This window comes from Amycolatopsis dendrobii, assembly GCF_014145675.1.
Classification (GTDB): Bacteria; Actinomycetota; Actinomycetes; order Mycobacteriales; family Pseudonocardiaceae; genus Amycolatopsis; species Amycolatopsis dendrobii.
This window is the reverse complement of sequence record NZ_JACGZW010000003.1, coordinates 403,982-424,790: the sequence shown is the minus strand read 5'-3', so window position 1 is coordinate 424,790 and position 20,809 is coordinate 403,982. Positions and strand designations below refer to the sequence as shown.

The window sequence follows — 20,809 nt, the reverse complement described above, 5'->3', positions numbered from 1 at the left end:
GGGGTCACCTCCCCCCGGTCATCCGATCCACGATGTCGTCGAGGCGCGAAACACGCTGGCGCGCTTCGATTCGCTGGATTGCTGTTTCGGGCCGCGGTGCCCGGTTCGGGCGGTGCATACCGCTGCGCTGAGTGGTGTGGACGGCGATGAGGGTTTCGTTCACGGCGCTCACCGCGTCGAACACGTTGTCCAGGCGCGCAACGACGTCGGAGTAACCGGTGAGCGGCACGCGCGCCTGCGGCGCGTCGTCGGGTTTCGGCAGCGCGGCGGCGATTGCGGCGAACTGCTCGTCGTCGTCGATCGCTGCCTTGTAGTGAGAGTGCCGCGGGAGTCGGGCGATCAAGCGGTCCAGCTGCCTCCACGGCTTCCGGCCGCGGAAGAAGTCGAGCAGGTCCCACCCGCGCTCGAACAGGTCGTACTCGATCTCCTCGCCGAAATTGTCGAGAAGCTCTATGCGGCGTCGGACTTCGCTCGCGGCGGCGAATGCTCCGGCGTGCTCACCGCCGGGTCCGGGGATTTTCCCTCTGTCACCTGGGTTTCGTCGTCGTCCTCGGTCTCGTCCTCGTCGATGAACCCGAACTTGCGCATCACGTCGATGAGGAAGAGGTCCAGCACGTAAGCCGGTTCGTCCTCGGACAGCTCGGCGACCCGGCGTCCGGCTTCGTCTCCGAGCAGTGCGACGAGAAGCGCGTCCATGTCGCCCGAATCCTGTGCGGCGCGGATCTTTCGGCCCTGTCGACGCGTGGGGTACTGGATGACGTACGACTCGTCGGGGGTGAGGGGCAGCTCGATCGAACGGTCCTCGTCGCCGGTCTTGGCGTCCGCGACGTAGGCGTCCCAGCCTTGGAGTTTCTTCATGGGTGTTCCTTGGGCGGTGTCGTCGGTCGGTACGGTCGTCAGGGCGTCTTGTCCTGCGCGCTCTCCGGCGGCGCGGGCACGGATTTCGCGGTCTTGGCGGTGGGCTTCGCCGGTGCGTCGGGGGCGGGTTCGTCGGCGGGCCGGTAGCCCTGGCCGTAGCGCAGCGCGTTGTATTCCGCGGGCGAGCGGGCGGTGAATTCGCGGCCGTCGGGAGAGACGAGGCGCTCAGCAAAGGTCTTCATGGGTTTCTCCTGAGAAGTCGTTGCGGGCAGGGCGGTCGGGGCGTCGGGGACACCACCCGTGAAGCCGACGCCCCGACCGGGTCTCTGTCAGGGCGTGGGCGGCGTGGTCGCGAAGCCCATGTCCGCGAGCAGCGGAGCGATTCCGGGGCCGCCCCACATCTCCCGCATGGCGTAGCCGAGGTCGTCGTCCACGTAGGCGGTAAAGGTCAGCGGGTAGCGCAACTCGTCGCCCTTGGTCCACGGCTGCTCGGCGAAGTCCGTAATGGACGCTCGGGGGCAGAACCTGGCGAAATAGATGGTGTCCGCGCCCTGCCCGTCCGACGCGACGGCGAGCAGCCGCCAGTACCGGGTGGAGGGAGTCCGCGACCGGTTGAACGCGATTTCCTTCGTCGTCGCATCCGGCGTGACCCCGCTGAGGTCGACGTTGTGGAACATCTCCAGGCTCAACGCCTTGGTTTCTTGCGCCAGGACGACGAGTCCGGTGACGTCAGAGCTGATGTCACGGCGCGTCGGCTCGCTGGAACCGTGCGAACGGACGTCGTCGGAATTGACGTCGCGGGTCCAGTTGATGCCGTCGGATTCGGTGTGGTGGCCGAGAGAACGCCACGCAGGTGGAAGGGCGACCAGGTCGCCGGACGCGCCGTTGGTGATGGCTTCGACAGCCGCGGCCGATTCGGGAGCGGCGAAAATGGCCGCGTCCTGCGCCTTGCGGATGAGCTTCTGCTGTCGGCTGGCAATAGTCGCAATAGACATAGGTAGCCCCCTTCGCGATTGGGCTGAGAGCAGCCCCGAGCAGGGGCTGAGAACTGGCGGACCGGATTCAGCGCGCGCGGCGCAGCGCGAGGCGGTAGGTCGCCGTGACGCGCTGGCTTGCCGGGTCGCCGTAGGGCACGAAGACTGGTGCCGACTCGGTCCAGGACTGATCGATGCTGACGTGGTCGAAACCCGTTGCGGGTGAGGCAATCACGAGCTGCCTGCACTGCTCGGCCAGATCCGCCGCTTGGCGGCGGGTGGCTCCGTAGCAGTCGACCTGGATGCGCGGGATGTCGGTGATCGCGTCATCGGACCCGCCGGTGCGGCGGATGACGACGAGGGGCGGTGCGATCACCTCGGGTGTGGCGAGCGCTGTCGGTCCCGCGGACTCCAGCAGCGCCAGGGCGAAATCTTCGGCATCGGGGAACGGGCCGAGCAGTTCCACGGCTCACCCCCGGTGTTTCCGGGCCTGCCCGGGGTCGGCGTCCTCGATCCGGTCGAGGAGCTTGGTCAGCGGACGAGGCGGCACGTCGATGTCCTTCGACCCGATCTCCAGGATTGCCGCGTAGCGGGTGTTGGCAGCGATGATCACGGCTGCGCGCGGCAGGCCGTTGATCTCGACCACTGTGGGTTCGACGGTGATGGAGTCGATGTATTCGCCCGTGTTGCGATGGAACAGCGTCGGCGCGAGGGCACGGAGTTCGTCGGCCCAGTAGCGGCCCACGACTCCGGTCATGTGCCGGGAGACGCGGCGACTGGTGGCCAGCCGCGTGAAGCCCGCGCTGTCCGGTTCGTATCTGGCCATGCGCTCACCCCGTGATCCGGCGCAGCGACACCGCCAGGTGCGGAGACCAGCCGCCCCAGGGCGACTCCCACCGTACGGGCTCGCCGTCTACCTGGTAGACGGTGCCGGCGACCTCGATTTCGTCGGACGGTTCGATTACGGCGACGGCCGGCACGAACAGCTGCGCATCGGCGGTGACGGTCGTGGACCGGTCGTTGCCCTCGGAGCTGCTCCGGGGCGCGATGATGCACTCGCCGATACGGAACGCGTCGACAAGTTGCCGGTCGCCGTAGCGGTCGAGCCGGTATCGCTTCACGCTGGCCATGTGCCGGTTCACAGCCATGGCTTGTCCACCGTCCCGATCGGGAACAGCTCGCAACCGAACTGGTCTTCGGCGTAGAGCGTGCTGTCCCAGTGCTCGCCCCGAGTGGTTCCCTGCGTCCACAGTCCGCTGGCTTCCTTGCGATACCTGCGAACGATCGCCAGCTCGGGTGGAGTGAGATACACCCCGACCTCCGCAGCCTTGAGCGTGCGTGCGAACGGGCCGAGCGTTTGGGAGATCTCGGCGTCCGGATTGCGGTAGGTCCGCAGAGCCGCGCCGAGGACGACGCGGACGAGCGGAGCCGGAGCGGTGACCTCGCCCGTGACGGGGTCCACCCAGTCTTGCCGAGTCTCCTCGCGAACCAGGGCTGAGGCATCGTCCAGCGCAGCCTGTGCCCGGGACTTCTCCGACCCGATAAGTGCGTCCGGGTCCAGCCCGAGACGGGCTTCGAGATCCTCGATCGGAGCCAGCGCGGGGAGCATGACCGCCCCCTTTACGCCGCGGTGATCTTGATTGCGCGCACGAAGTCCGGGTCGCTGTCGGCGTCGGGACCGTCCGGGCCGTCGGCGACGATGTTCGTCCCCGCGTAAGTGTCCACAAGGGACCGGTCCTGAACGTTCCTGAAGTCATAGTCCCTCAGCCACCGCATTGCGAGACCCTGGTACGCCTGGCTCCGTCCGTAGCTCGCTCCGTCCGGGATCGCCGGAGCCCGCATTGACAGAACGTAAGCCGTTCGGTGGAAACAAAAACCGACGTTCGGCGGCAGCGCGTTGCTGACGTAGATGTTGCCGAAGCCCGCGACGCGGCCGATCACGGCGTCACGCAGCGCGCTGTCCGAACCGGACTTGTCCGCCATCGAAAGATGCTCGGACTTCAGGAAAATGCCTTCCAGGTCCGCGCCGACGACGCACGTGCGTTCGCTCATGGGAACGTTGCTCTTGTTGAGCGCGACCCGGGCGTCCACGAGCGTCTTGTACGGGTCGGCGGTGTCGAGGGTGAGCGTGGTCGCGTAGGTCGCGCCGGTCATTTCCGCCGCGAGCTTGTTTTCCAAGCCTTCGGCGACCGCACGCACCTGAGGCGCGAGGATCTGCTGCCCGAAGTTCGTGATGTCGAGCGTCAGTTCCTCATCGGTGATCGGAATCGCCGAGTACAGATCCTCGTCGAGCGTGACATCGATCTTGGTCTCGGTCAGCTCGTCCATGGTGATGATGCCCGCACCCTCGCTCGTGGTCGGGCGAGCGCCGCGCAGAGTGCGCGACCGGGCGGTAGTGCGCGCCGGGACACGGATCGAAATAGTGTCCCCGGCGGCCTGGGCGAAATCGCCGGCTGCGTCGCGCCAGACCAGCGCCGGGAGAACAATCTCCCGCTGCAAGAGTCCGAGCGCTGCCGCGGCGATCTTGTTCGCCTTGAGAAACGTGTTAGCCACGTTGACCTCCTCGGGTCATGGACCGCCAGCGGCCCGCGCGGCTCTCCGTGCGTTGCGATCGTGCGATTCGAGATCAATGGCGGCCGATGGAGTCCGCGAGCTTGCGCGGGTCCATTTCCTCCGGCTCGTCGTCGGGATCGCCGCCTCCGGACAGCCGTTCCCGCGGCTTCCCTGGCGGTTCTTTCTTGATGGATTCCTGGTGCGGGGCGAACAGCCCGAACAGTTCGTCGCAGTCGGCCTCAAGCTCTTCTTCGGTCTCGCCGGAGATCCGCTTGGCCACGGCCTTGATGTGCGCGAGGCTCGCGCCCTCGGGGGCGCGGTCGAGAGCCATCTGCAACTTCGCGGCGTTCGACTCGGCCCGTGCGGCGCGCGTCTTGGCCTCGTCAGCAGCCTCCTGGAGGCGCTGGGACTCGGACTTATCGCGGTCTTCGTATTCCTTGAGCTTGTCGAGCAGCTGCTGCCGGTCCTTGCGGGCCGCGTTGCGCTCCCGCTTCATCGCGTCCAAGGCTCGCTTTCCGGCGTCGCCGAGCTTCTCGGCGTCACCGTCCTTGTCGGGCTCCTGCTCGGCGTGCTCCGGCTTGCCGTCCCGGTTGCTGTCGGTCTGCTCGTCCGGCTGCTCGTCGGGGTTGGCGGTGCCGTTGTCGTCGTCCATTCGGGACGTCCTCCCATTGCGGGCTGGCCGCGCGTCGTTGCGACGGGCGGCCGGGGTGGATGGGGGTCAGCGCGGCGTGCGCTGTGCGGGGATCTCGCCCGATCCCCGGGCTTCAAACAGGGAACGGAAGACGTTGATCGTCTTCCGGCCGCTGGTGTCTTCTTTGGCCTTCGCCCACAGCGCGTTGAGGTCGCGCATGGGTTCTGGCCACTCGTCCTTGGGCAGATGCCGGAACAACGGCTCGACCTGGCACATGCAGTGGTCGTGGTATTTCTCGCCGGGGCCGCGCTTGCTGCGCGTGGTAGTGCGGATCGCGACTTCGGCGGAGCGGTAGACGGGTCCGCGCGAGGCGAGCATCGCGCACCAGTAGCAGGGTTTCGGGCCGAGGACGCGCGCGAACCCGACGGCTTGCTTGTCGGCGTGCACGGCCTCGTCGATGGCGTCCCTGCCTCCGCCGACGACCAGCCGCGTGCCCGCGCCGGCCACCTCCACCATCGCGTTACGCGCGATGGCGTCGAGGTCGTGCTCGCCTGCCATCGTGTCGTGCTTGATTTTCGCCGGGCCGGTGGCGATGAGCGACGCGCGAATCTGCTCCAGATTGGGGATCACGACGTCGCGCAGGTAGCTGGCGTGGAAGCTGCCGTGGTCCGTCTCCGCCTTGCGGAACTTGTCGTAGTAGTCCAGCGAGAGCGCCACGGACTTGGCCCGGTACGCCAGGACGAGATCGGTCATGAGATTCAGCCAGGCCCGCGCCGTGGCGTCGAGGCGCAACGGGTCGAGCAGCGGCCATGCCTCGTGCAGCTGCTGAAGAAACTCCGCCCGCAGGGCGAGCTGCTTCCTGCGGTAGCGCTGGGTCAGCCGAACGCCGGCAACGGTCTCCGCCATGGCTCACTCAACCGGATTCGCCTGGTCTGCCAGTGTTTTCGTCATGCGCGCGACCGGGTCAGCCTGTTCGGCCATGCGCTCCCATTCGTCCACGTCGGATTTCTCGACGCCGGGCAGCCGCTGCCACAGGGCCTGCACGGGGACCTGGAGCATCGTGGCCGCCTTGCCCCAAGCGTCCACTGCCTGGGCGATGGAGCGGACTTCCATGTCCTGCCAGGTGACGCGGGCGAGCACGTCATGGGCTTCGTCCTCATGGCCTTCAAGGAGGGCGGAGAGACGGAGGGTCTGCCCGTGGCTGCGCCCGAAGCTCTTCTGCCGCTCCGCGACTTTCTGCGTCAGCCCGGCGCGAGCCGCGGCCAGCGCCTCGGCGGAGAGGTTGACCAGCTGCCCGGTGAGCGTGTGCGTCGGAGTCTGCGTGACCGCGGCGAGAGCCTCCACATCGGACCGCCACGAATCGATGAAGCCCGTCAGCGGCGACTCGTCCAGCGTCCCGAACCGGGTGTCCGGGTCTTCGGCGACGAGGAGGTCTTCCTGCCGCAACTGGAGCTTCTTGCGGTTGGCTTCCTCTTCGGTGTCCGGCTGCGCCATGCCCGAGACAGTGCGAACCTTCCACGAACTGAAGTGCTGCGTCACCAACCGGTCGAAGCTGGTCTTGTTGACGCGGGCCGCTGCCGGGATGAACGGCTCCACCTCGCCGGCGGACCGGCCTTCGAGGTCGAGCATGTTGGAATAGCGGACGAACGGAGTCACTCCCGCTCCGTGGGTTTCCGCGGAGACCCATTCCGGCTTGGACGTGGAGCTGTCCATGCTGACGTAATGGACGTCTTCCTCGTCAAAGAGGGAGATCAGGTAGCCGCCCTTGTCGGCCTTCGCCACCTGGATGACGTACATCGGCCAGTCGTCGTCCGCCGGGTCCTGGTACAGCGCATAGCATTTCCGCGGCGAGACACCGCGCATCACCGAACGCTTGCCCTCGTGGTCCTCGCCGGGCAGAACGCGGACGTAGGAGTACCCGTAGGCCAGCGCGGCGCGGTGCACGGCAACCTGGCGCTGGTCGAAACCGTTGGAGTGCCACGTCTTCCACGCCGGAGAGACCTCGCCGTCCGGACGGGACGCATCGAGCGGGGACCGGTAGCCGTCCACGTACATGCACTGGCTGACCGAGGTCACAACAAGACCGAGCCACGGAATCTTGCTCATCTCGGCGAGCGCACGCAGCTCGGGCGTGGCCCGCCGGGGCAGCTTGATGTCGTCCTGGGTCCACCGGTACCAGCGGTCGATCCGGTCGAGCCGCTCGCGCTCGTCGAGCCAGCCGGGAAACATCTGGTCCTTGACGAGTTCCACGACGGTCGTTCGGCTCAGCATCGCGCCCCCTTCAGGAACTCGGCGGTGGATGCAAAAGGCCGGTGCTCGCGGCGGGTCGGCAGTAAGATCACGCGGTGGTTCAAGCCCAAACAGCGCTGGTCAGCGCGATCACTGCGGCATTCGTAACGATGGTCATCGAGTACCTGGCGAAACCGCAGTTGGAAGCCCGCAAGGATCGGATTGTCGAAGGGAACCGAGAACGCCGGAAGCTGATGGCGAAGCTGTTCGCCCTGACGAACGAGGCCAGCCGGATAGCGATGCTGGCGCAGACAGGGATCGGGTTCCACCTGGGAAAGGCAGCGCTGGAAAGCACCCGCGACGACATTTCCGAGCTGTACCCGAGCCTTCTCAAGTTCGAGTACCTGCTCACCAAGCGACAGCGCAAGCTCGCGAGCAAGTACGTGCTCGGCAGCCCCGGGAAGGTGCAGGTGCTGACGGTCCTCGCGGAGATGTACGAGTCCAGCGGGCTCCACAAGATGGAGACCATGAAAGAACCGCGACCGGAAAAGCTGGGGATGGGTCCGCGGATTGAGCAACTATGGAGCGCGCTGATCGAGGAGTTCGTTTCGACCTACACCGTGCTGACATTGAGTCCCTACCGGCCCTGGTCGTACTTCCGCACACTCCGAAAGCTGGAGCAGCGGCACAACGAGGTCGAGCGCGACCTAGCGAACTCGGATGACTGCCCGGACGAGCCGCGATCCGAAGCGGAGAACGCGTCGTCACCAGACGCGCCCTGACCGCTTCCTGCGGCGGCTGGGATTGTTGAGCACCAGGCGGCGCACCATGCGGGCACCGACCATGCAGACGGCGAGGTCGATCTTCTTCTTGGACTCGCGGTGCCCCTTCCACAAGGAGACGCCGTAGCGGTTCGGGTAGCGCTTCGCGTTGCGGGCGTGCGCACGCAGGCGGCCGTCTCCCTCGTGGAGAAGGGTGTGTTCGCCGATCTCCAGGGCGCAGCGTTCGGCGGCGGCGGTGAACTGGGCGGTCCGTTGTGGACTGGTCATGTCCCACATCACGGCGTGTCCCTGCCGCTGGCCGCCTTCGGCCCACAGTTCGAGCTGAGCGCCGTACCGCCGGTGCCATTCGTCGAACATGGCGTCCCAGTAGCGTTCCTGGGTCTCGTCGTCCAGGGTGTGGCTGGGGTCGCCGAAGAACGCGACAATGCGGTAGGTCTCGAACGCAGCGGCCACGGCCTGGTCCACGGATTCGCGCGGCGCGAGCCACCCGTCACCGCGGCTGCCGGGCGGGCGCTGCCACATCCCGACCACCCCGACCAGCCCATCGGACAGGCGACACGCGACGATCCCGGTGGCATCGTCCGATTTGGACATGTCGGCGAAGAGAACGACTTCATCACCGGGCGCAAGCGGCAGAACCTCGTCCCCAGCCTGGCAGAGATCGAAGTCCTTCAGATCGATCCACGCGTCTTCCGCGGCGACGATCTGGTTGTACCAGAAGCGCCGCGAGCGACTCGGCGGGTTACGGCGGTCGGCGATGGCCGCGACGATGCGATCCGTTGAGAGCCAGTGCGAATCCCCTCGCACGGCTTCGATGACGGCTGGGGCTGCCTCGATCGAAAGCGGCGCTTCGGGCGGCGCTTCCAGCGAGTCGTACATGATCCCGTGCGGAATCCCGAGAACTTGCGCTTCCTCGTACGCTTCCCGAGCCCGTTGGGCCACGCTGTCTTCGGACGGCTCGTACGCGTTGGTGATCGCGATCGGCCGCGTGCTGCCGTCATTGCTCTTCGTCGCGTTCCGGTCGATGACGCTGTCCATCTCGTGGCCCTCGTTGCTGAGAAGCCAGTGGTGCGTCTCGTTCTTGACGACGCTCGTCGGCCGGCCGCCTTCGAGAGCGCGGGGCGAGGAGGTGACCGCTTCGATGCGCGCGCGGCCGTGGTCGGCGTAGATGATCTCCTTGCCGAGATCGATCCGGTACCGCTGAAGCGCCCGCTTGGTGAAAATCTGCGGGAACAAAGTCATCGTGTTGCGCGTCTGGTCCTTGCTGACCGCGGCGATTTGGACCCACGCCTCGGGATGCTGCTTCGCAACCGGGTCACCATCTTCGTCAAAATGCGAAAACCTGCACGGCCCAACGAATTCGACCGCCGACCAGGTCGCCAAGAGAGGGTCCTTGCCGGTCTGCCCCAGCCCTTGAGTCGTTGGACGACGCCATCGCGGTAGACGAACCGTCCGTTGTGGTCGATCGCGTACCACCAGAGCGTGAGCCGGGCTTGTTCGTTGGTGTAGCGCCAAGGGCGGCCGTCGCCATGCTGGAGCCAATCGGCAGTCCAGCCGAGGATCTGCCAGCCGAGCGTCCGTTCGGGGAGGACGAACCGGCCGGTCTTGTCGCGCTGCCAGGTCGGTCCGATCCGGACGGGTGTGTACGTGGGGGTTTCAAGGGTGGTCATCGGGCATCACCTCCTCTCTTTCCTGAGCGGAGGATCAATCGATGAATACGGCCTTCGTCGCACCGTCGTGGCCGTGGACGGCGAGTGCGGTCTCCAGGTCCGGCCAGATCACGATGCTGGAATGCGGGCCTCGCCAAACGATCGTGACCTTGCCTCCCGGCCAGACCACTCCGTCCGCAACGATCCCGGTCCCGGTGATGCCGGTGACGTCGTCGGTCCGTTCCAGGACGAACCGCGTCGTCATTCTTCCTCCTCGGTGATGTTCACGTCGTAGGGCTGGCCTATCTCGAACAGGTCTGCGGCCGAGCCCTTGACCGTGATGGAGAGGGAAGCGGCGGGTATCTCGGTGGCGAGATCGTCGTGGTAGCCGAGGATGTACTCGGTCGTGAACACGAGGGTGACGAACCGGTCTTGACCCTCGCCCCTGTCGTCCAGCTTCTGGGAGCAGGTCAGCTGCGCGGCGATCATTCGCTCTCGACGATCTGAAGGGTGTACGGGCGGTAGGCCAGCTGATCTCCCGCCTCGCCCGTGACGGTCATGGTGACCACGGCGGAGACGACTCCGGTGTTCTCGTTGTCCTCGGTGAGCGTGAACGTGACCGCGGTCGCCCGGTCCTCTCCTTCGCCGCCGTTGTCGAGCTTCTGCGTGCATGCGATCTTCGCCGTGATCATCGGCGCACCGGCCATACCCACGCGCCTGCGCCCTCGCCGGCTTGCACTGACGTCTTCCACAGGGTGTCGTTCCCGTCGAGGAACACCTGTCCGTTGACCGCGGAGTCTTCGGCGTCGCCCCACACACGGACGATGAGCATCGGGAACGTCTGGCCGGCCTCCGCGGTGTTTCCGACGTGGACAACGACGCCATCGTGGTAATCGCCGATCTCGATGCGCTGCTTCTCGGCGTCGGCGCGGCGACGGTTGACGGTATCCGCGTCCAGGGCAGTGAGGGTGTACAGGACGAACCGGTTCACGGTGGGGATGTTGGTCATCCGGTGATCCTTCGCTTGTATTCGTTGATGGCGGTGACTCCGGCGTTGTCCTGCTGCGTGGGCTGAGCCCGCTGGAGTTCGAGTCGGAGCCGGCGGCGAGATCCCTCGGTGGAAAGCAACTCGGACGCGGCCGACATGACCGCGGCAAACATCTGGGCTCCCATCGAGGCACCGCGCTGGAGGTGCTGGTGCATCGCTTCGGCGACGTATCGCGCGGTGGCCCAGTCGGACGGCTCGAAGAATTGGCTCTGGCCGGATTCGCCGAGGCTCTCGAACCACTCGCGGGCGATCGGATGCCAGGTCGGGTCCGCATCGGGGACGGGGACCTGTTCGGCAGGGACGGCGACCTGTTCGCGTTCGGCGAGTTCGGCTTTCGTCTTGTGGCCCATGATTTCGTCGGTGCGCTTGCCGACCGGTCCTCGCTGGCCCATTGCGGTGCCTTTCGTTGCTGCGCAACGGGTGCCGCTGCGCGGAGATGAGCTCGTGGAGGTCTTCACGCCTTGTCGCCGGGGGCGTGGCCCGGCGGAGCGCCGGTGGCCATGCGGTGCAGGACGTTGCACATTCCCTGCGGGTCGGCCACGTACTTGCCCAGGTGGTGTACGCACCGGTTGAAGTCGCCGGGGGTGTTCCAGCGGATCTTGGCGGCACCCTTGCCGTAGGCCCAGTACTCCTTGAGGTGCTCGCCGTCGCCGGGGTGATGGTCGGGTGCGGCCATGGCGCGAACCTCCTCGGATCTCAGGCGTGTTCCGAACGGTCGAATCGGCCGCTGATGGTCACTGGTCGCGACAAATCGCGACTACGCTGGACGAATGGACTTGATATGCGACTGGGCCTTCAGCCACGCGGGAAAATGCGGCGGCCTCGTCTACTGGTACGACTGCGTGTACGAGGACGGGTCGAAAGACAAGCGGCGCAAGCTGTGCACGACTCACGCGGAGGAGAAGACGCGGGACCTGGACGATGGTTGGCGGCTCATCCGTATTGAGGACGACGAGATTCCGGAGCTGCCTCCACGGCAGTCGGCCGGCGACGACGAGGCCGCGGCTAACCGGCTGCTCAATCGCGTGAAGGATGCGCTCCGCGCGGAAGGGCTCTTCCCTGGTCCTCGCGCTCGCGCAGGCGTGGAACTGGACCCGGCCCAGGGGAAGCACAAGGTCACGGTCGAGTTGTACGTCGACCCGAACGACGCCTGAACCGGAGGCGGCTCGGAACGCCGCGGACCCCACCGGGCTATCGGGAGGGTGCGCGGTGGTCGAGCTGGTGTTCGCTGCTGAGAGGTCAACGTGCTGACCTGCGAAAAGTCACCTTCGCCCACCGGCGGGAGAGTCAACCCGGGTTGACGAATTCGACGCGGTCCTGCGGTTCGCCGCCGCCTGCCGGCGAGAGCGCCTGGACAGCACAGGCGCGGCGCGCAGAGCGCCGCTTCGCGGCTCGGTAGGCTCGTCGCCCTGCACACCCAGGGTTGAGGGAGGGCGATGTCAGGGTCGCAGCTGGTGGTGACCATTGCCCTCGGGCTGCTCACCGTCACGGGTGCCTTCGTGGGAGCGCGGATGGGTGTCCGTGCGAACGATCGGGCGACGAAGCAACGCGAAGATGCGGCACGTCGCGAGGAGTGGTGGCGGCGGTTCACCTGGGCGGCCGACCTCGCACTGGACGACTCGTCCCGGAAGCGAGTAGCCGGTCTCAAGCTGATGACCAAGCTTGCGCGCTCCGAGTTGGCCACGCACGACGACAACCAGTTGCTCGACGTGTTCACCCACGATGCGCTCGATAGACTGGTTCGCGATGCGGAAGGAGGCGAGCGGCCATGAGCCGACTGCACCGCGTCACTGAGGAAGAGATCGCCGCAGCTCAACTGCGTCTCGTAACGGACAAAAACCTCGGCCGACGGTCCCCTGTCGTCGTAGTGAGGATTGCGAGTATGACCGCAGGTGACGTCCTTGAGCTTCCTGATGACGATGCCGACAGCGACCCGTCCGCCTCAGCCGCCGAGGCAGGTCGAGAGCAGAAAGTCAAGCCGGAGCCGGAGGGCACGCGGAAACCGCCATCAGGAGCGACCGGTGAGTTTAAGTTTGCCCGAGCCCTCGCAATGGCCGACAGCAATGCGATGGCGGAATATGCACGTTTGATTGGTGAGAGGGCTTCGACCGAAGGTACGGCCGTCGACGTAGTTGACTTAGCACTTCGAGCCAACCTGGCTGGCCCGCACCACCACGCGAAAGAGGACTTGGTTCAGACGGCCAGCGAATTCGAGCACTTGGTAACCGATTATGTGAGGACGTTAGGTCCCACCGATACGAGGACGCTCGCCGTTCGCAAAATGTTGGCAGAGTTGCGCGTCGTCATGGCTTTGACTGACTTCTACAGGATCGATTGATCGTTTCGGCCTTGTATTTCTCCGCCGCGGGAAGGTCAGCGCTCGGCAGATGGCTGGCGGGACAGACCGGAAACTCCCGGACTCAGTGTGCTGTGGTCGCGCCGGGCAGCGGGTAGTTGGCGGTGATGAACTCGCGGAGCTGGTTTGCTGCTTCGAGCAGCGCTGTCCTGGTTGCGTCCATTTCGCTCAGTATTTGATTGACCTCGACATCGCTGCGAGAGTCGTCAAACCAGCGGTCGAAGTTCTTTCGATGCTCGCGAATCCATTGGTATCGCGCGGCTACGGCCTGCTCGAACTGGTCGAGCAACGATGGGCAGTACACGCTCATGAGCATGCGTAGTCCCCGTCGTTCGGCGCGCCGCTTGCGAGAACGACGCAGCTTCAGCCAGGCGGAAACGGGACCTCTGAGGACGGCCGTAGTGTCACGAAACACAACTTCAGCGAAGCCAACTGCTCCAAGACGTGCCTCGGCGAGGTTCCCGACTCTTTCGTGAACCGCCAGCATCGGGTCCCCGGAGTTCCGGGCCTCTCGTGCACGCGCGAGACTTTGAGCGTAACTGCGTGCTTCCTCGGCGGCGTCGCACCATTCGCGCAGGATGGCATGCAGATCGAGGAGCGCATCGCGCGCGTCCGGCCAAGGCGGGAGTTGGCTCGCTTTCCGGATGCCCTGCACAACACCGGTGCCAACCTTGGCCATCAGCTCGGCTTCTTTAGCGCCGGGCAGGGGAAGGGAAGACATGCACGTCGTCCTGTCGGGTGGGAACGTGGTGACGCTCTGGTCAGCCAAGCGTATCGGCCCCGGAAAGGATCAACTAGACGGTTGACGGCTTCGGGAGGATGAGGCTATGGACATCGACGCCTTCCTCTGCCACCTCGGAACGGATGCCTCTGTCCTGCCGGAAGCACCTGCCGGAGATGCCGGCCAGCTGATCCAGCATCGCCGCGAGGACAAGGTCCACCCGTGCCTGCTCTGCGGGTCTCCGGCAGCCGCGGCGTTCCTGGTGACCGCCGACGGGGACGTCCCTCGCTGGCTGGACCTGTGCATGAACGACGCCAAGCACCTCTACGACTGGGCCGCGGACAACCCGGCCGACGAGCTGGTGTTCCCGAAGTCGAGGTCGACCAGTGAGCTAGGCCAGGTTCGCCTTCCGCTCTGCGGCTACCCAGTCCCGGAACTCGCGCAGCTCCTCGTCGGACTCGAAGACGCCCTCGCGTGCCCAGCCGTCCACCGACCCGATCGGCTGCACATCCTTCTCCGCGAACAGCGCATCCCGCAGGGCAGGGCCGTCCAGCCCCTCGTGCGCTGACTGCTCTCGATCGCCTACCACGAGGGCATCGTACCTCGATCACGGCAGCCGGCCGCGGCGCGGAAAACAGCGTCATCTGATCCCGTTTCCGGGCGGGCACAGCGTCGGCCAGCTGTTCTTAGGGTTCCCTATGTTGGTCGAAAACCCAGGAAGCCGGTCAGATGCATTGCCGACCGGTCCGCGTTTGCGCTGGCGGGGAGGGGTCCCCCACCTGTTTGCACTGGTCAGAGGGTGTGTCCTTTGTGCACTGTGGTGTGTGGACAGTGAGATCTGTTGGTGATTGACCGGGGATCTTTCTGTCGGGTGTGGACGGTTGTGGTCGGTCACGCGCCCTGGTGTTCGGCGATGCGGTCGGCTAGCTGGGCTTTGGTGCCGTAGGTGGGCAGGCCGCATGCTTCGGCGCGCGCCTTGAGTTCGGCGAGGGTGGCCGCGTCCGGGGCGGGGGTGTCGTCGGGTGCCGTGTCGGCGGCTGGTGTGTCCGTGGCCGTGTCGGCGGGCCGTGCGTGTCCGCGTTCGATGAGCCATGCGGCTTCTGTGTCGGTGAGTTCGCGCGTGGTGCCCTTGCTGTTCTGCCCTAGGCGGTGCGTGTAGGTGACGCGCATGGCGCTCTATCCCTTCCGGTGGTCGAGGGGGTGCGGTTCGGCCGGGCGTAGCCGTGCCTGCCGTCGGGCCGCGCGTGCCTCGACGCCTTCCCGGCTGGACTTGCTGCGGTGGCAGTAGGGGGGCGTGTCCTGGTGGATGGGCGCCAGGTTCGCTAGCGAGTGGTCGTCGCCCGGTCGTATGTGGTCGACGGCATCCGCGCCGGTGCCCCCGCAGACGTGGCAGCGACGGTCGTGCGTGCGCATCACGTGGGGCACGATGCGGCTTGCCCAGTCGGCGGGCAGCCGCGCGTTACGGTCCGATCCTTCCCAAGCCAAAGCCGCTGACCTGCACTTTCCTGATGCAATGGTAACGGGTAGATAACGACCCAACGTGTTTGTGAAACGCGTTGGATCGTTATGGCGACGATGTAGGCGTACGGCGCTTCACCCCGGGCCGACCGGGAGCCCCGGACCGGCTGACGGAAGTCAGCCCCCGGCAATCCCCAGACCCCCGCCGAAGCACCGGACGCCACAACCCCGTGGCCGGTGAGTCCGAACCTCCCGGCGGCGGATAAGTACAGAGCGGTTATCGAGCGACGGCGCATGACAAGTAGTGCGAAGGCGGGAGAGCTTGAGCCAACGGACCACCGTTGGAATTCCGTTCCCCAGCGCGCGTGAAAATCAGTGAGCGCTGTTGCTAAGAGGGCTGATCCACGGAACCGAAGAGGTACCAACCCGTGAGGGTGTATGGCCTGACTCGATAGCCGACGTGACCCGGTAGCGGGCACGGCAAAGCATGGCGCGGTGAGTCCGCAGATCATGCGTAAATAGCTCCGCCGGAAGATATCGGCCGCACGGGACCACCTTCTCTATGCCCGTGCGGTGGCGACGCTTAGGGAACCGGGCAGCTGGGGGAAGTCAGCTGGACTCGCATACGCGTGCGTTAAGAGGCACGCACCTGAGCAGGGAACGCGACGGCGGAACGGCTGGACATCCGTCCCTCACGGGGCAAACTGTCCCGCTGGTGTCGGGGCGTGCTGTGACAGAGCACGCCCGGCAGGCACCCGGCGCGAACGTCCTACGTACCCGATTCACTGCTAGATCATCGGCCATTCTGGCGAGACGTTGACCCGAGCGCGCACCGGTTGTGTGCGCGTCCGTCTCGCGGGCCGTCCGCTGAATCGTCAGGTGTAGGGGCTAGTGCGCCGTATCCGCAATCGAGACGGTGGAGCACGGGTTTTCCCGTGCTCTCGCCGTGTCCGTTGTGGATTGAGAGAAGGGGAACGATCATGACGCGCACAACAATCACCGCTGACGTTCCGATCGCGGAAACCATGATGAACGGCCGGACGTACCAGCCTGCCAATGTCTACGGGGCGGAAAAGTTCAAGGCGTTGCGCGATCTGGGCTACCGGCTGGGATTGGCATGGTTCCAGGCCGCCGCCATAGCCGCGTACATCGTGGAACATCACGCGGACGTGCCGCTTAACGAGCTGGAAAACCGTTACGGGCATTACAAAAGCGAAGCTTGGTACGACCGTGGTCGTGGCCTCTTTTGGTACGACTACTACGCCGCCCAGCCGTCGCGTTCGCGCTACTGACCTAGCCGCTTTGGTGGCGCGCGGGTTTCCCGCGCGTGCGCCACGGCCGCTAGGCCGGACGAGAGAAGGGGCGGAAACCGATGAGTTACACAGACTTGCGGGACTTTGAACCGGAGTTCACCTACACAGCTTCGGACGGGTCCACGGTTCAGGTTGAGAAGCTGGGCGGCGGAACGGTCGGCCGGAAGTACACGGGCACCTGGCGCTACTTCCTGTCCGACGCCGACGGCGTCGAGGTGACGCGCGGGCAGGACTACACAGTCGGAATGCCCCACACCCACGCATGGGTGGCGGAGGACATCCGGGAGATTCTCCGACTGATTCACCCCTAGCAGTTTCGGTGGCGCGCAGCGGATTTGCGCGTTCGCCGTGACCGCTAGGTCAGACGAGAGAAGGGGAAACGCTATGGGCAAGCCGAATTGGTCGAGCATGCACACCGTCGCGGAGGTCGGTACGCCGGTCTACGTGGATGTCTTCCTGAACGGTTGGGTACCGGGCAAGGTCACGGGCTACACGCCCGCCGGTGAGGTGTTGGTGACCGCATCCGCTGACCGGCCGGGATACAAGCGCGGCAAGGAATTCTCCGCGAGACCCAATGCAGTGACGCCGCGAAAACACCGCTACCTCAAGGGCGGGAAGTACTACGTCCGTGGGACTTGGGAGTTCGACGGTTTGGCGGAGGAACACCAACCGTCATGGGCAAGTCCGGATAACGCTTGACGCCCGTACGCCATCGGTAGTCACCGTCCACTGCGGACGGTGGCGGCCGTGACCGCACGGTCAAACGAGAGAGGAGAGAGCTTTGAAGGACAGGAATTGGCCCCCGTGCCCGACGTGCACCGGCAATCATGAGGTGATCGGCAAGTGCCGCACTTGCGGGCACCCGGTCTACCGCGACTGTGAAGGCGACATCCTTCACGCCGACTACGCCGAAGTGTTCACACGTGATCACGGCGAACACCTGCCGGAGGCGACCGTGGTGGTTATGCAGTGGTGGGCCGACGTTGACGGTGGTTCTCCCGCATACGGCGAACCGGATGCCGATCGGGTGGACATCTTCACGGAAGCCGGAGATTACGTGGCGACCCTGTACCGCGCGGAGTCGTCTAGCCGGTGGACGGACGTCCTCCCCGCGGACGTCACACGGGTCACCATTCTGTGGCGGGACGTTGACACGTATGTCTCCGACCCGGACGGGGCGAACCTTGTCTAGCGCGCTCATGACGACTTGTCCTGCGGAATTCGGCATCGACATCGAACCCGGAGACTTCGCCGGTCACTGCCCCAGCTGCCACAAAATGGTCCTGTACTCCGCCGAGCCGGACGGTCCCGTGTGGACGTGTCCGGCGAACCTCCAGGACAGCAACCCGCATCGGGAACCGCAGCCCGAGTGGATCACGGAAGAAATCATGCGTGCCAACGGGTGCTACTCAAATTGCGCAAGCGATCACGGCGGCTATTGCGAATACCAGGACATGCCGTTGCACGCCGTTTGCTACGACACCGGCACCTGGTAGCCCCGTGCCTTCCCCGTGGAGAACGTCCGCAACGGACGTTCTCGCGCGGTGACCGCACGGTCAACGGAGAAACCATAGAATCGGAAGGACGTACAGCAGTGGCTAACGCATTCTCGTACACGATTCAGCAGGCCGTGTGCGGCATGGTCGCGGGTCCGGCGCTGTGCAACGGCACAGTCGTGGCCATCGGCAAGGAGGATCGCTACGGCTACCGCAAAGTGCGCGTGTCCTATGCGAAAGACGGTGAACACGAGTACTCGGTGAGCAGGTCGGGAGCATGCGACTACCTGTCGCCGAGACCGATGCGCCCGACGATGAATGACGACCGGGTGACGCCAAACGAGGCGTACACGGTCACTCCGGATGCCGACGGGTCCTTTGCCGCCGCGTTCGACGGCGGTTCCTTGGGCTCGTTCGCGACGGAAGCTGAAGCGTGGTCGTTCACGCTGTGCCACGACTGGGAGGCGCGCGAAGCGGCACGCCTCGCGGAGCTGAACGTCACTGACGCCATCACGGGGTGCCTGTGGGGCGAACACCCATCGGCCGCATTCGCCGCAGCCGCACGCGGCCCCGAGGCATTACAAGAGTTTGCGCGAAAGACGTTCGATAGCCCGGCACCGTGGGCGGGTTACTGGACTCAGAGCCTCGCGCGGGACCTCCGCAAGCTCGGGTATGACGCCGTCGACTGGTCAAAGGTGCTCGAACGCTTCGCGCGCTGACCGCGTGCCCGCGTTCGCATCCGTCCGACGGTGGACGGATGCGGGCGTGGCCACACGGTCTAACTCAACACGAAGGGATCGAACATGACCGCCGGATACGCCTGGATCGTCGACCACACGTACCGCCAGGACCTGGACGCGGAGAACCCCGATACGGCACCGCTTCTGGAAGACACCGAATACAGCCGTAATGGCGCAGCTGGGCCGTCCAATGCGCCCGCGAAACTCTTGGAGCTGCTGAGGTCGGGCCAGGGACGGGAGTGGCGCACGCTCTATGACGTCGACTTCGAGGGTCACGCTGACGACAACCGGGTGTGCCATTCAGGGCGATACCTCGACTGGCTTGACGTGCCGGTGACGGAGATGCCGGACTTCCTTGGCACCGGGGTGCCGGACGTGGACGTCGACGCCGAATTCGGTCCGCTCCATGACTTGTCCCTGCCGGACTGTGGCGCGGTGACCATCCAGTACAAGGACGAGGAGGGCACCTGGAAGACGCTCTAGCCGTGCGCGATACCCGGCGACGGGACTGGACGCTTTAGAGAGATGGGAAATACCTGTTGAGAAGTGTGTTTGCCGCGCTCGGCTACTGACGAGAGGAACGAGGAACGGTGCCGACCATCCCGAGGAACCACAAACGCAAGATTGCAGATATCGCGCAACGCGCAACGACATGCCACGTGTACAGCCTGGGCAACGGCTTCGTGGCGAAGGAGTGCGCGCCCGCCGTGGCGTGGGGAGCGCTCGCGGAGTACAGCTTCGCGCGCCTCACCCAGGAGGCCGAAGACAAGTACGTCATCCAGGTGCACGGAAACCTCTGGTACGAGCTGAGCCCCCCGCGGTAACGCCCGTCCGTGCCGCGCTTGGCGCTGGCCGTCCACATCGGACGGCCAGACGCCATGGCAACACGGCCAACACGAAGGAAAAAGCATGGACACACAACGAGAGCCCGGACGTCTTCAGCAGTCCGGAGGAGACCAAACCTGGCTTGGGCTCGATCCGGAAGAACTCATCGGCGACGGCCGGATCACCAACGACCCCGAGCCAGAGGGCATGTTGCGAGACAACAGAATCCGCGCCGGGCGTGCGGTGAGGCTGCTCCTGTTCGAGCACAACGGCTCGGACGTCATCAGCGGAGAGCAAGCAGCAATCTCCGTTGTGGTGGACCTGATGCACCTCGCGGATATGTGCGGCTTCGGTGAGGAGTGGCTGGACGACGCCCGCGAGCAGCACCGCAGGGAGATCACCGGGGATTTCTAGCCCGCGCGTGACATCGGCGGCACACGTCCTGTTTCGGACGTGTGCGCGCCGTGACCGCACGGCCAAACGAGAGAGGAATACGATGGACCGCAACGAGTTCCGGGCACGTTCCCTGATGGTTTCGTTCGACAAGGGCGACCGAGTCATCGTCACCCGAGACGGTGTCGACACCCACGCCACCGTCGCTGAGAAGCTGTACACGCTCTATTCGGAGTGGCCGCTCAAGCTCACCGGCGACAACGGCGACGCGTTCGAGATCACGACAGCAGACCTCGCGCAAAACCAGGTTCGCGTAAGACTCGAACCGGTCTACGCCGAGAAGAAGGACCGGCCCATGCCGGGCGACGCTGTCCGGCTCGCGGCACCGTGGCCATGGGCGGGCAACATGGTGTCGGTCGGCGACATCGCCGTCATCGGCGGAATGGTCGGCAAGTACCCCGACGACGGCCACGCATCGATCACGTTCAACGCGAGCACCCACCGAACGGAAACCGTGGTGTCGTGCTCGGGCGGCCCCGCGACCATCGCAACGGATCTCAGCACCCTGCGACCGACCGGAGACCGGACCCAACTGACCGTCTGGCGGTTCCGCGGAGGCTGGCTGGCCCGAGCTGACAGCGCTAAATACTACGTCGTTGATGTCCCCGTCTGGGAGTGGAGCCCCGGGGCTACCGACTAGCCCGTGCGTGACATCGGTGGCGCGCGTCCCGATTCGGACGCGCGCACGCCGTGACCGCACGGTCAACCAGAAGAAAGGAAGTA

Annotated in this window: 35 protein-coding genes; 14 read left to right on the top strand and 21 right to left on the bottom strand. The window is 65.6% G+C overall.

What is annotated here, in order from left to right:
• Positions 1 to 4: 4 nt before the first annotated feature.
• The 12 genes from H4281_RS10320 to H4281_RS10265 form a co-directional block, all read right to left on the bottom strand.
• Complete coding sequence (locus tag H4281_RS10320; RefSeq protein ID WP_182890644.1) at positions 5 to 343, bottom strand: hypothetical protein; 339 nt, start codon at positions 341 to 343, stop codon at positions 5 to 7.
• A gap of 107 nt (positions 344 to 450) precedes the next feature.
• Positions 451 to 858 (bottom strand): hypothetical protein, encoded by a 408-nt coding sequence (locus H4281_RS10315; protein ID WP_182890643.1) that lies wholly within the window; start codon positions 856 to 858, stop codon positions 451 to 453.
• A gap of 38 nt (positions 859 to 896) precedes the next feature.
• Entirely contained in the window at positions 897 to 1,100 is a 204-nt protein-coding gene (locus tag H4281_RS10310; protein WP_182890642.1) for a hypothetical protein, read from the bottom strand.
• A gap of 87 nt (positions 1,101 to 1,187) precedes the next feature.
• Positions 1,188 to 1,853: a phage tail tube protein gene (locus H4281_RS10305; RefSeq protein WP_182890641.1), complete on the bottom strand. Its 666-nt coding sequence runs from the start codon at positions 1,851 to 1,853 to the stop codon at positions 1,188 to 1,190.
• Positions 1,854 to 1,920: 67 nt separating this feature from the next.
• A complete protein-coding gene (locus H4281_RS10300; RefSeq protein ID WP_182890640.1) occupies positions 1,921 to 2,298 on the bottom strand; it encodes a hypothetical protein in 378 nt (125 codons plus the stop codon).
• Between the two features lie 3 nt (positions 2,299 to 2,301).
• Positions 2,302 to 2,658: an HK97 gp10 family phage protein gene (locus H4281_RS10295; protein WP_182890639.1), complete on the bottom strand. Its 357-nt coding sequence runs from the start codon at positions 2,656 to 2,658 to the stop codon at positions 2,302 to 2,304.
• 4 nt (positions 2,659 to 2,662) lie between these two features.
• On the bottom strand, positions 2,663 to 2,980 hold the full coding sequence (locus H4281_RS10290; protein ID WP_182890638.1) for a hypothetical protein: 318 nt from the start codon (positions 2,978 to 2,980) through the stop codon (positions 2,663 to 2,665).
• Positions 2,971 to 3,441 carry a hypothetical protein gene (locus H4281_RS10285; RefSeq protein ID WP_182890637.1) on the bottom strand — a complete coding sequence of 157 codons (471 nt, stop codon included), beginning with the start codon at positions 3,439 to 3,441 and terminating at the stop codon, positions 2,971 to 2,973. The genes H4281_RS10290 and H4281_RS10285 overlap by 10 nt, the downstream gene beginning before the upstream one ends.
• Positions 3,442 to 3,452: 11 nt before the next feature.
• Positions 3,453 to 4,385 (bottom strand): phage major capsid protein, encoded by a 933-nt coding sequence (locus tag H4281_RS10280; RefSeq protein ID WP_182890636.1) that lies wholly within the window; start codon positions 4,383 to 4,385, stop codon positions 3,453 to 3,455.
• 73 nt (positions 4,386 to 4,458) lie between these two features.
• Positions 4,459 to 5,037 (bottom strand): hypothetical protein, encoded by a 579-nt coding sequence (locus H4281_RS10275; RefSeq protein ID WP_182890635.1) that lies wholly within the window; start codon positions 5,035 to 5,037, stop codon positions 4,459 to 4,461.
• 66 nt (positions 5,038 to 5,103) lie between these two features.
• Positions 5,104 to 5,922 (bottom strand): VG15 protein, encoded by an 819-nt coding sequence (locus H4281_RS10270; protein ID WP_182890634.1) that lies wholly within the window; start codon positions 5,920 to 5,922, stop codon positions 5,104 to 5,106.
• Positions 5,923 to 5,925: 3 nt separating this feature from the next.
• A complete protein-coding gene (locus tag H4281_RS10265; protein WP_182890633.1) occupies positions 5,926 to 7,287 on the bottom strand; it encodes a phage portal protein in 1,362 nt (453 codons plus the stop codon).
• 74 nt (positions 7,288 to 7,361) lie between these two features.
• On the opposite strand from H4281_RS10265, the gene H4281_RS10260 reads away from it, so the two are divergent.
• On the top strand, positions 7,362 to 8,027 hold the full coding sequence (locus H4281_RS10260) for a hypothetical protein (protein WP_182890632.1): 666 nt from the start codon (positions 7,362 to 7,364) through the stop codon (positions 8,025 to 8,027).
• On the opposite strand, the gene H4281_RS10255 is transcribed toward H4281_RS10260, so the two are convergent.
• The 7 genes from H4281_RS10255 to H4281_RS10225 form a co-directional block, all read right to left on the bottom strand.
• Positions 8,010 to 9,410, bottom strand: a complete 1,401-nt coding sequence (locus H4281_RS10255) for a hypothetical protein (RefSeq protein WP_220506959.1) — start codon at positions 9,408 to 9,410, stop codon at positions 8,010 to 8,012. The two genes, H4281_RS10260 and H4281_RS10255, sit on opposite strands and share 18 nt — an antisense overlap.
• 321 nt (positions 9,411 to 9,731) lie before the next feature.
• Positions 9,732 to 9,941, bottom strand: a complete 210-nt coding sequence (locus H4281_RS10250; protein ID WP_182890631.1) for a hypothetical protein — start codon at positions 9,939 to 9,941, stop codon at positions 9,732 to 9,734.
• Complete coding sequence (locus H4281_RS10245) at positions 9,938 to 10,165, bottom strand: hypothetical protein (protein WP_182890630.1); 228 nt, start codon at positions 10,163 to 10,165, stop codon at positions 9,938 to 9,940. The genes H4281_RS10250 and H4281_RS10245 overlap by 4 nt, the downstream gene beginning before the upstream one ends.
• Positions 10,162 to 10,368, bottom strand: coding sequence for a hypothetical protein (locus H4281_RS10240; RefSeq protein WP_182890629.1), 207 nt, complete (start codon positions 10,366 to 10,368; stop codon positions 10,162 to 10,164). Before H4281_RS10240 ends, H4281_RS10245 begins: the two co-directional genes overlap by 4 nt.
• A complete protein-coding gene (locus H4281_RS10235; RefSeq protein ID WP_182890628.1) occupies positions 10,365 to 10,685 on the bottom strand; it encodes a hypothetical protein in 321 nt (106 codons plus the stop codon). The genes H4281_RS10240 and H4281_RS10235 overlap by 4 nt, the downstream gene beginning before the upstream one ends.
• Complete coding sequence (locus tag H4281_RS10230; protein ID WP_182890627.1) at positions 10,682 to 11,116, bottom strand: phage terminase small subunit; 435 nt, start codon at positions 11,114 to 11,116, stop codon at positions 10,682 to 10,684. Before H4281_RS10230 ends, H4281_RS10235 begins: the two co-directional genes overlap by 4 nt.
• Before the next feature lie 62 nt (positions 11,117 to 11,178).
• Positions 11,179 to 11,400, bottom strand: a complete 222-nt coding sequence (locus H4281_RS10225; protein ID WP_182890626.1) for a hypothetical protein — start codon at positions 11,398 to 11,400, stop codon at positions 11,179 to 11,181.
• 94 nt (positions 11,401 to 11,494) lie between these two features.
• On the opposite strand from H4281_RS10225, the gene H4281_RS10220 reads away from it, so the two are divergent.
• The 3 genes from H4281_RS10220 (at position 11,495) to H4281_RS10210 (ending at position 13,062) form a co-directional block, all read left to right on the top strand.
• Positions 11,495 to 11,878 (top strand): hypothetical protein, encoded by a 384-nt coding sequence (locus tag H4281_RS10220; protein WP_182890625.1) that lies wholly within the window; start codon positions 11,495 to 11,497, stop codon positions 11,876 to 11,878.
• A 282-nt stretch (positions 11,879 to 12,160) separates the two neighbouring features.
• Entirely contained in the window at positions 12,161 to 12,496 is a 336-nt protein-coding gene (locus H4281_RS10215) for a hypothetical protein (RefSeq protein WP_182890624.1), read from the top strand.
• Complete coding sequence (locus H4281_RS10210) at positions 12,493 to 13,062, top strand: hypothetical protein (RefSeq protein ID WP_182890623.1); 570 nt, start codon at positions 12,493 to 12,495, stop codon at positions 13,060 to 13,062. Before H4281_RS10215 ends, H4281_RS10210 begins: the two co-directional genes overlap by 4 nt.
• Before the next feature lie 82 nt (positions 13,063 to 13,144).
• On the opposite strand, the gene H4281_RS10205 is transcribed toward H4281_RS10210, so the two are convergent.
• Positions 13,145 to 13,801, bottom strand: coding sequence for a hypothetical protein (locus H4281_RS10205; RefSeq protein WP_182890622.1), 657 nt, complete (start codon positions 13,799 to 13,801; stop codon positions 13,145 to 13,147).
• Between the two features lie 106 nt (positions 13,802 to 13,907).
• On the opposite strand from H4281_RS10205, the gene H4281_RS10200 reads away from it, so the two are divergent.
• Positions 13,908 to 14,369, top strand: a complete 462-nt coding sequence (locus H4281_RS10200; RefSeq protein ID WP_182890621.1) for a hypothetical protein — start codon at positions 13,908 to 13,910, stop codon at positions 14,367 to 14,369.
• Between the two features lie 323 nt (positions 14,370 to 14,692).
• Here the strand turns inward: H4281_RS10200 and H4281_RS10195 are convergent, their stop codons facing one another.
• Positions 14,693 to 14,971 (bottom strand): SAP domain-containing protein, encoded by a 279-nt coding sequence (locus tag H4281_RS10195; protein WP_182890620.1) that lies wholly within the window; start codon positions 14,969 to 14,971, stop codon positions 14,693 to 14,695.
• Positions 14,972 to 16,239: 1,268 nt separating this feature from the next.
• Between H4281_RS10195 and H4281_RS10190 the strand changes: the two genes are divergently transcribed.
• From H4281_RS10190 to H4281_RS10150, 9 genes are all read left to right on the top strand, one after another.
• Positions 16,240 to 16,551 carry a hypothetical protein gene (locus H4281_RS10190; RefSeq protein WP_182890619.1) on the top strand — a complete coding sequence of 104 codons (312 nt, stop codon included), beginning with the start codon at positions 16,240 to 16,242 and terminating at the stop codon, positions 16,549 to 16,551.
• Positions 16,552 to 16,631: 80 nt separating this feature from the next.
• On the top strand, positions 16,632 to 16,883 hold the full coding sequence (locus H4281_RS10185) for a hypothetical protein (protein WP_182890618.1): 252 nt from the start codon (positions 16,632 to 16,634) through the stop codon (positions 16,881 to 16,883).
• A gap of 73 nt (positions 16,884 to 16,956) precedes the next feature.
• Positions 16,957 to 17,271: a hypothetical protein gene (locus tag H4281_RS10180; protein ID WP_182890617.1), complete on the top strand. Its 315-nt coding sequence runs from the start codon at positions 16,957 to 16,959 to the stop codon at positions 17,269 to 17,271.
• A gap of 133 nt (positions 17,272 to 17,404) precedes the next feature.
• Positions 17,405 to 17,764: a hypothetical protein gene (locus H4281_RS10175; RefSeq protein WP_182890616.1), complete on the top strand. Its 360-nt coding sequence runs from the start codon at positions 17,405 to 17,407 to the stop codon at positions 17,762 to 17,764.
• Between the two features lie 402 nt (positions 17,765 to 18,166).
• Complete coding sequence (locus H4281_RS10170) at positions 18,167 to 18,787, top strand: hypothetical protein (RefSeq protein WP_182890615.1); 621 nt, start codon at positions 18,167 to 18,169, stop codon at positions 18,785 to 18,787.
• 84 nt (positions 18,788 to 18,871) lie between these two features.
• Positions 18,872 to 19,291, top strand: a complete 420-nt coding sequence (locus H4281_RS10165; RefSeq protein WP_182890614.1) for a hypothetical protein — start codon at positions 18,872 to 18,874, stop codon at positions 19,289 to 19,291.
• Positions 19,292 to 19,467: 176 nt separating this feature from the next.
• Positions 19,468 to 19,632, top strand: a complete 165-nt coding sequence (locus H4281_RS10160; protein ID WP_182890613.1) for a hypothetical protein — start codon at positions 19,468 to 19,470, stop codon at positions 19,630 to 19,632.
• A gap of 85 nt (positions 19,633 to 19,717) precedes the next feature.
• Complete coding sequence (locus H4281_RS10155) at positions 19,718 to 20,047, top strand: hypothetical protein (protein WP_182890612.1); 330 nt, start codon at positions 19,718 to 19,720, stop codon at positions 20,045 to 20,047.
• Positions 20,048 to 20,129: 82 nt separating this feature from the next.
• Positions 20,130 to 20,726, top strand: coding sequence for a hypothetical protein (locus H4281_RS10150; protein WP_182890611.1), 597 nt, complete (start codon positions 20,130 to 20,132; stop codon positions 20,724 to 20,726).
• Positions 20,727 to 20,809: the final 83 nt, after the last annotated feature.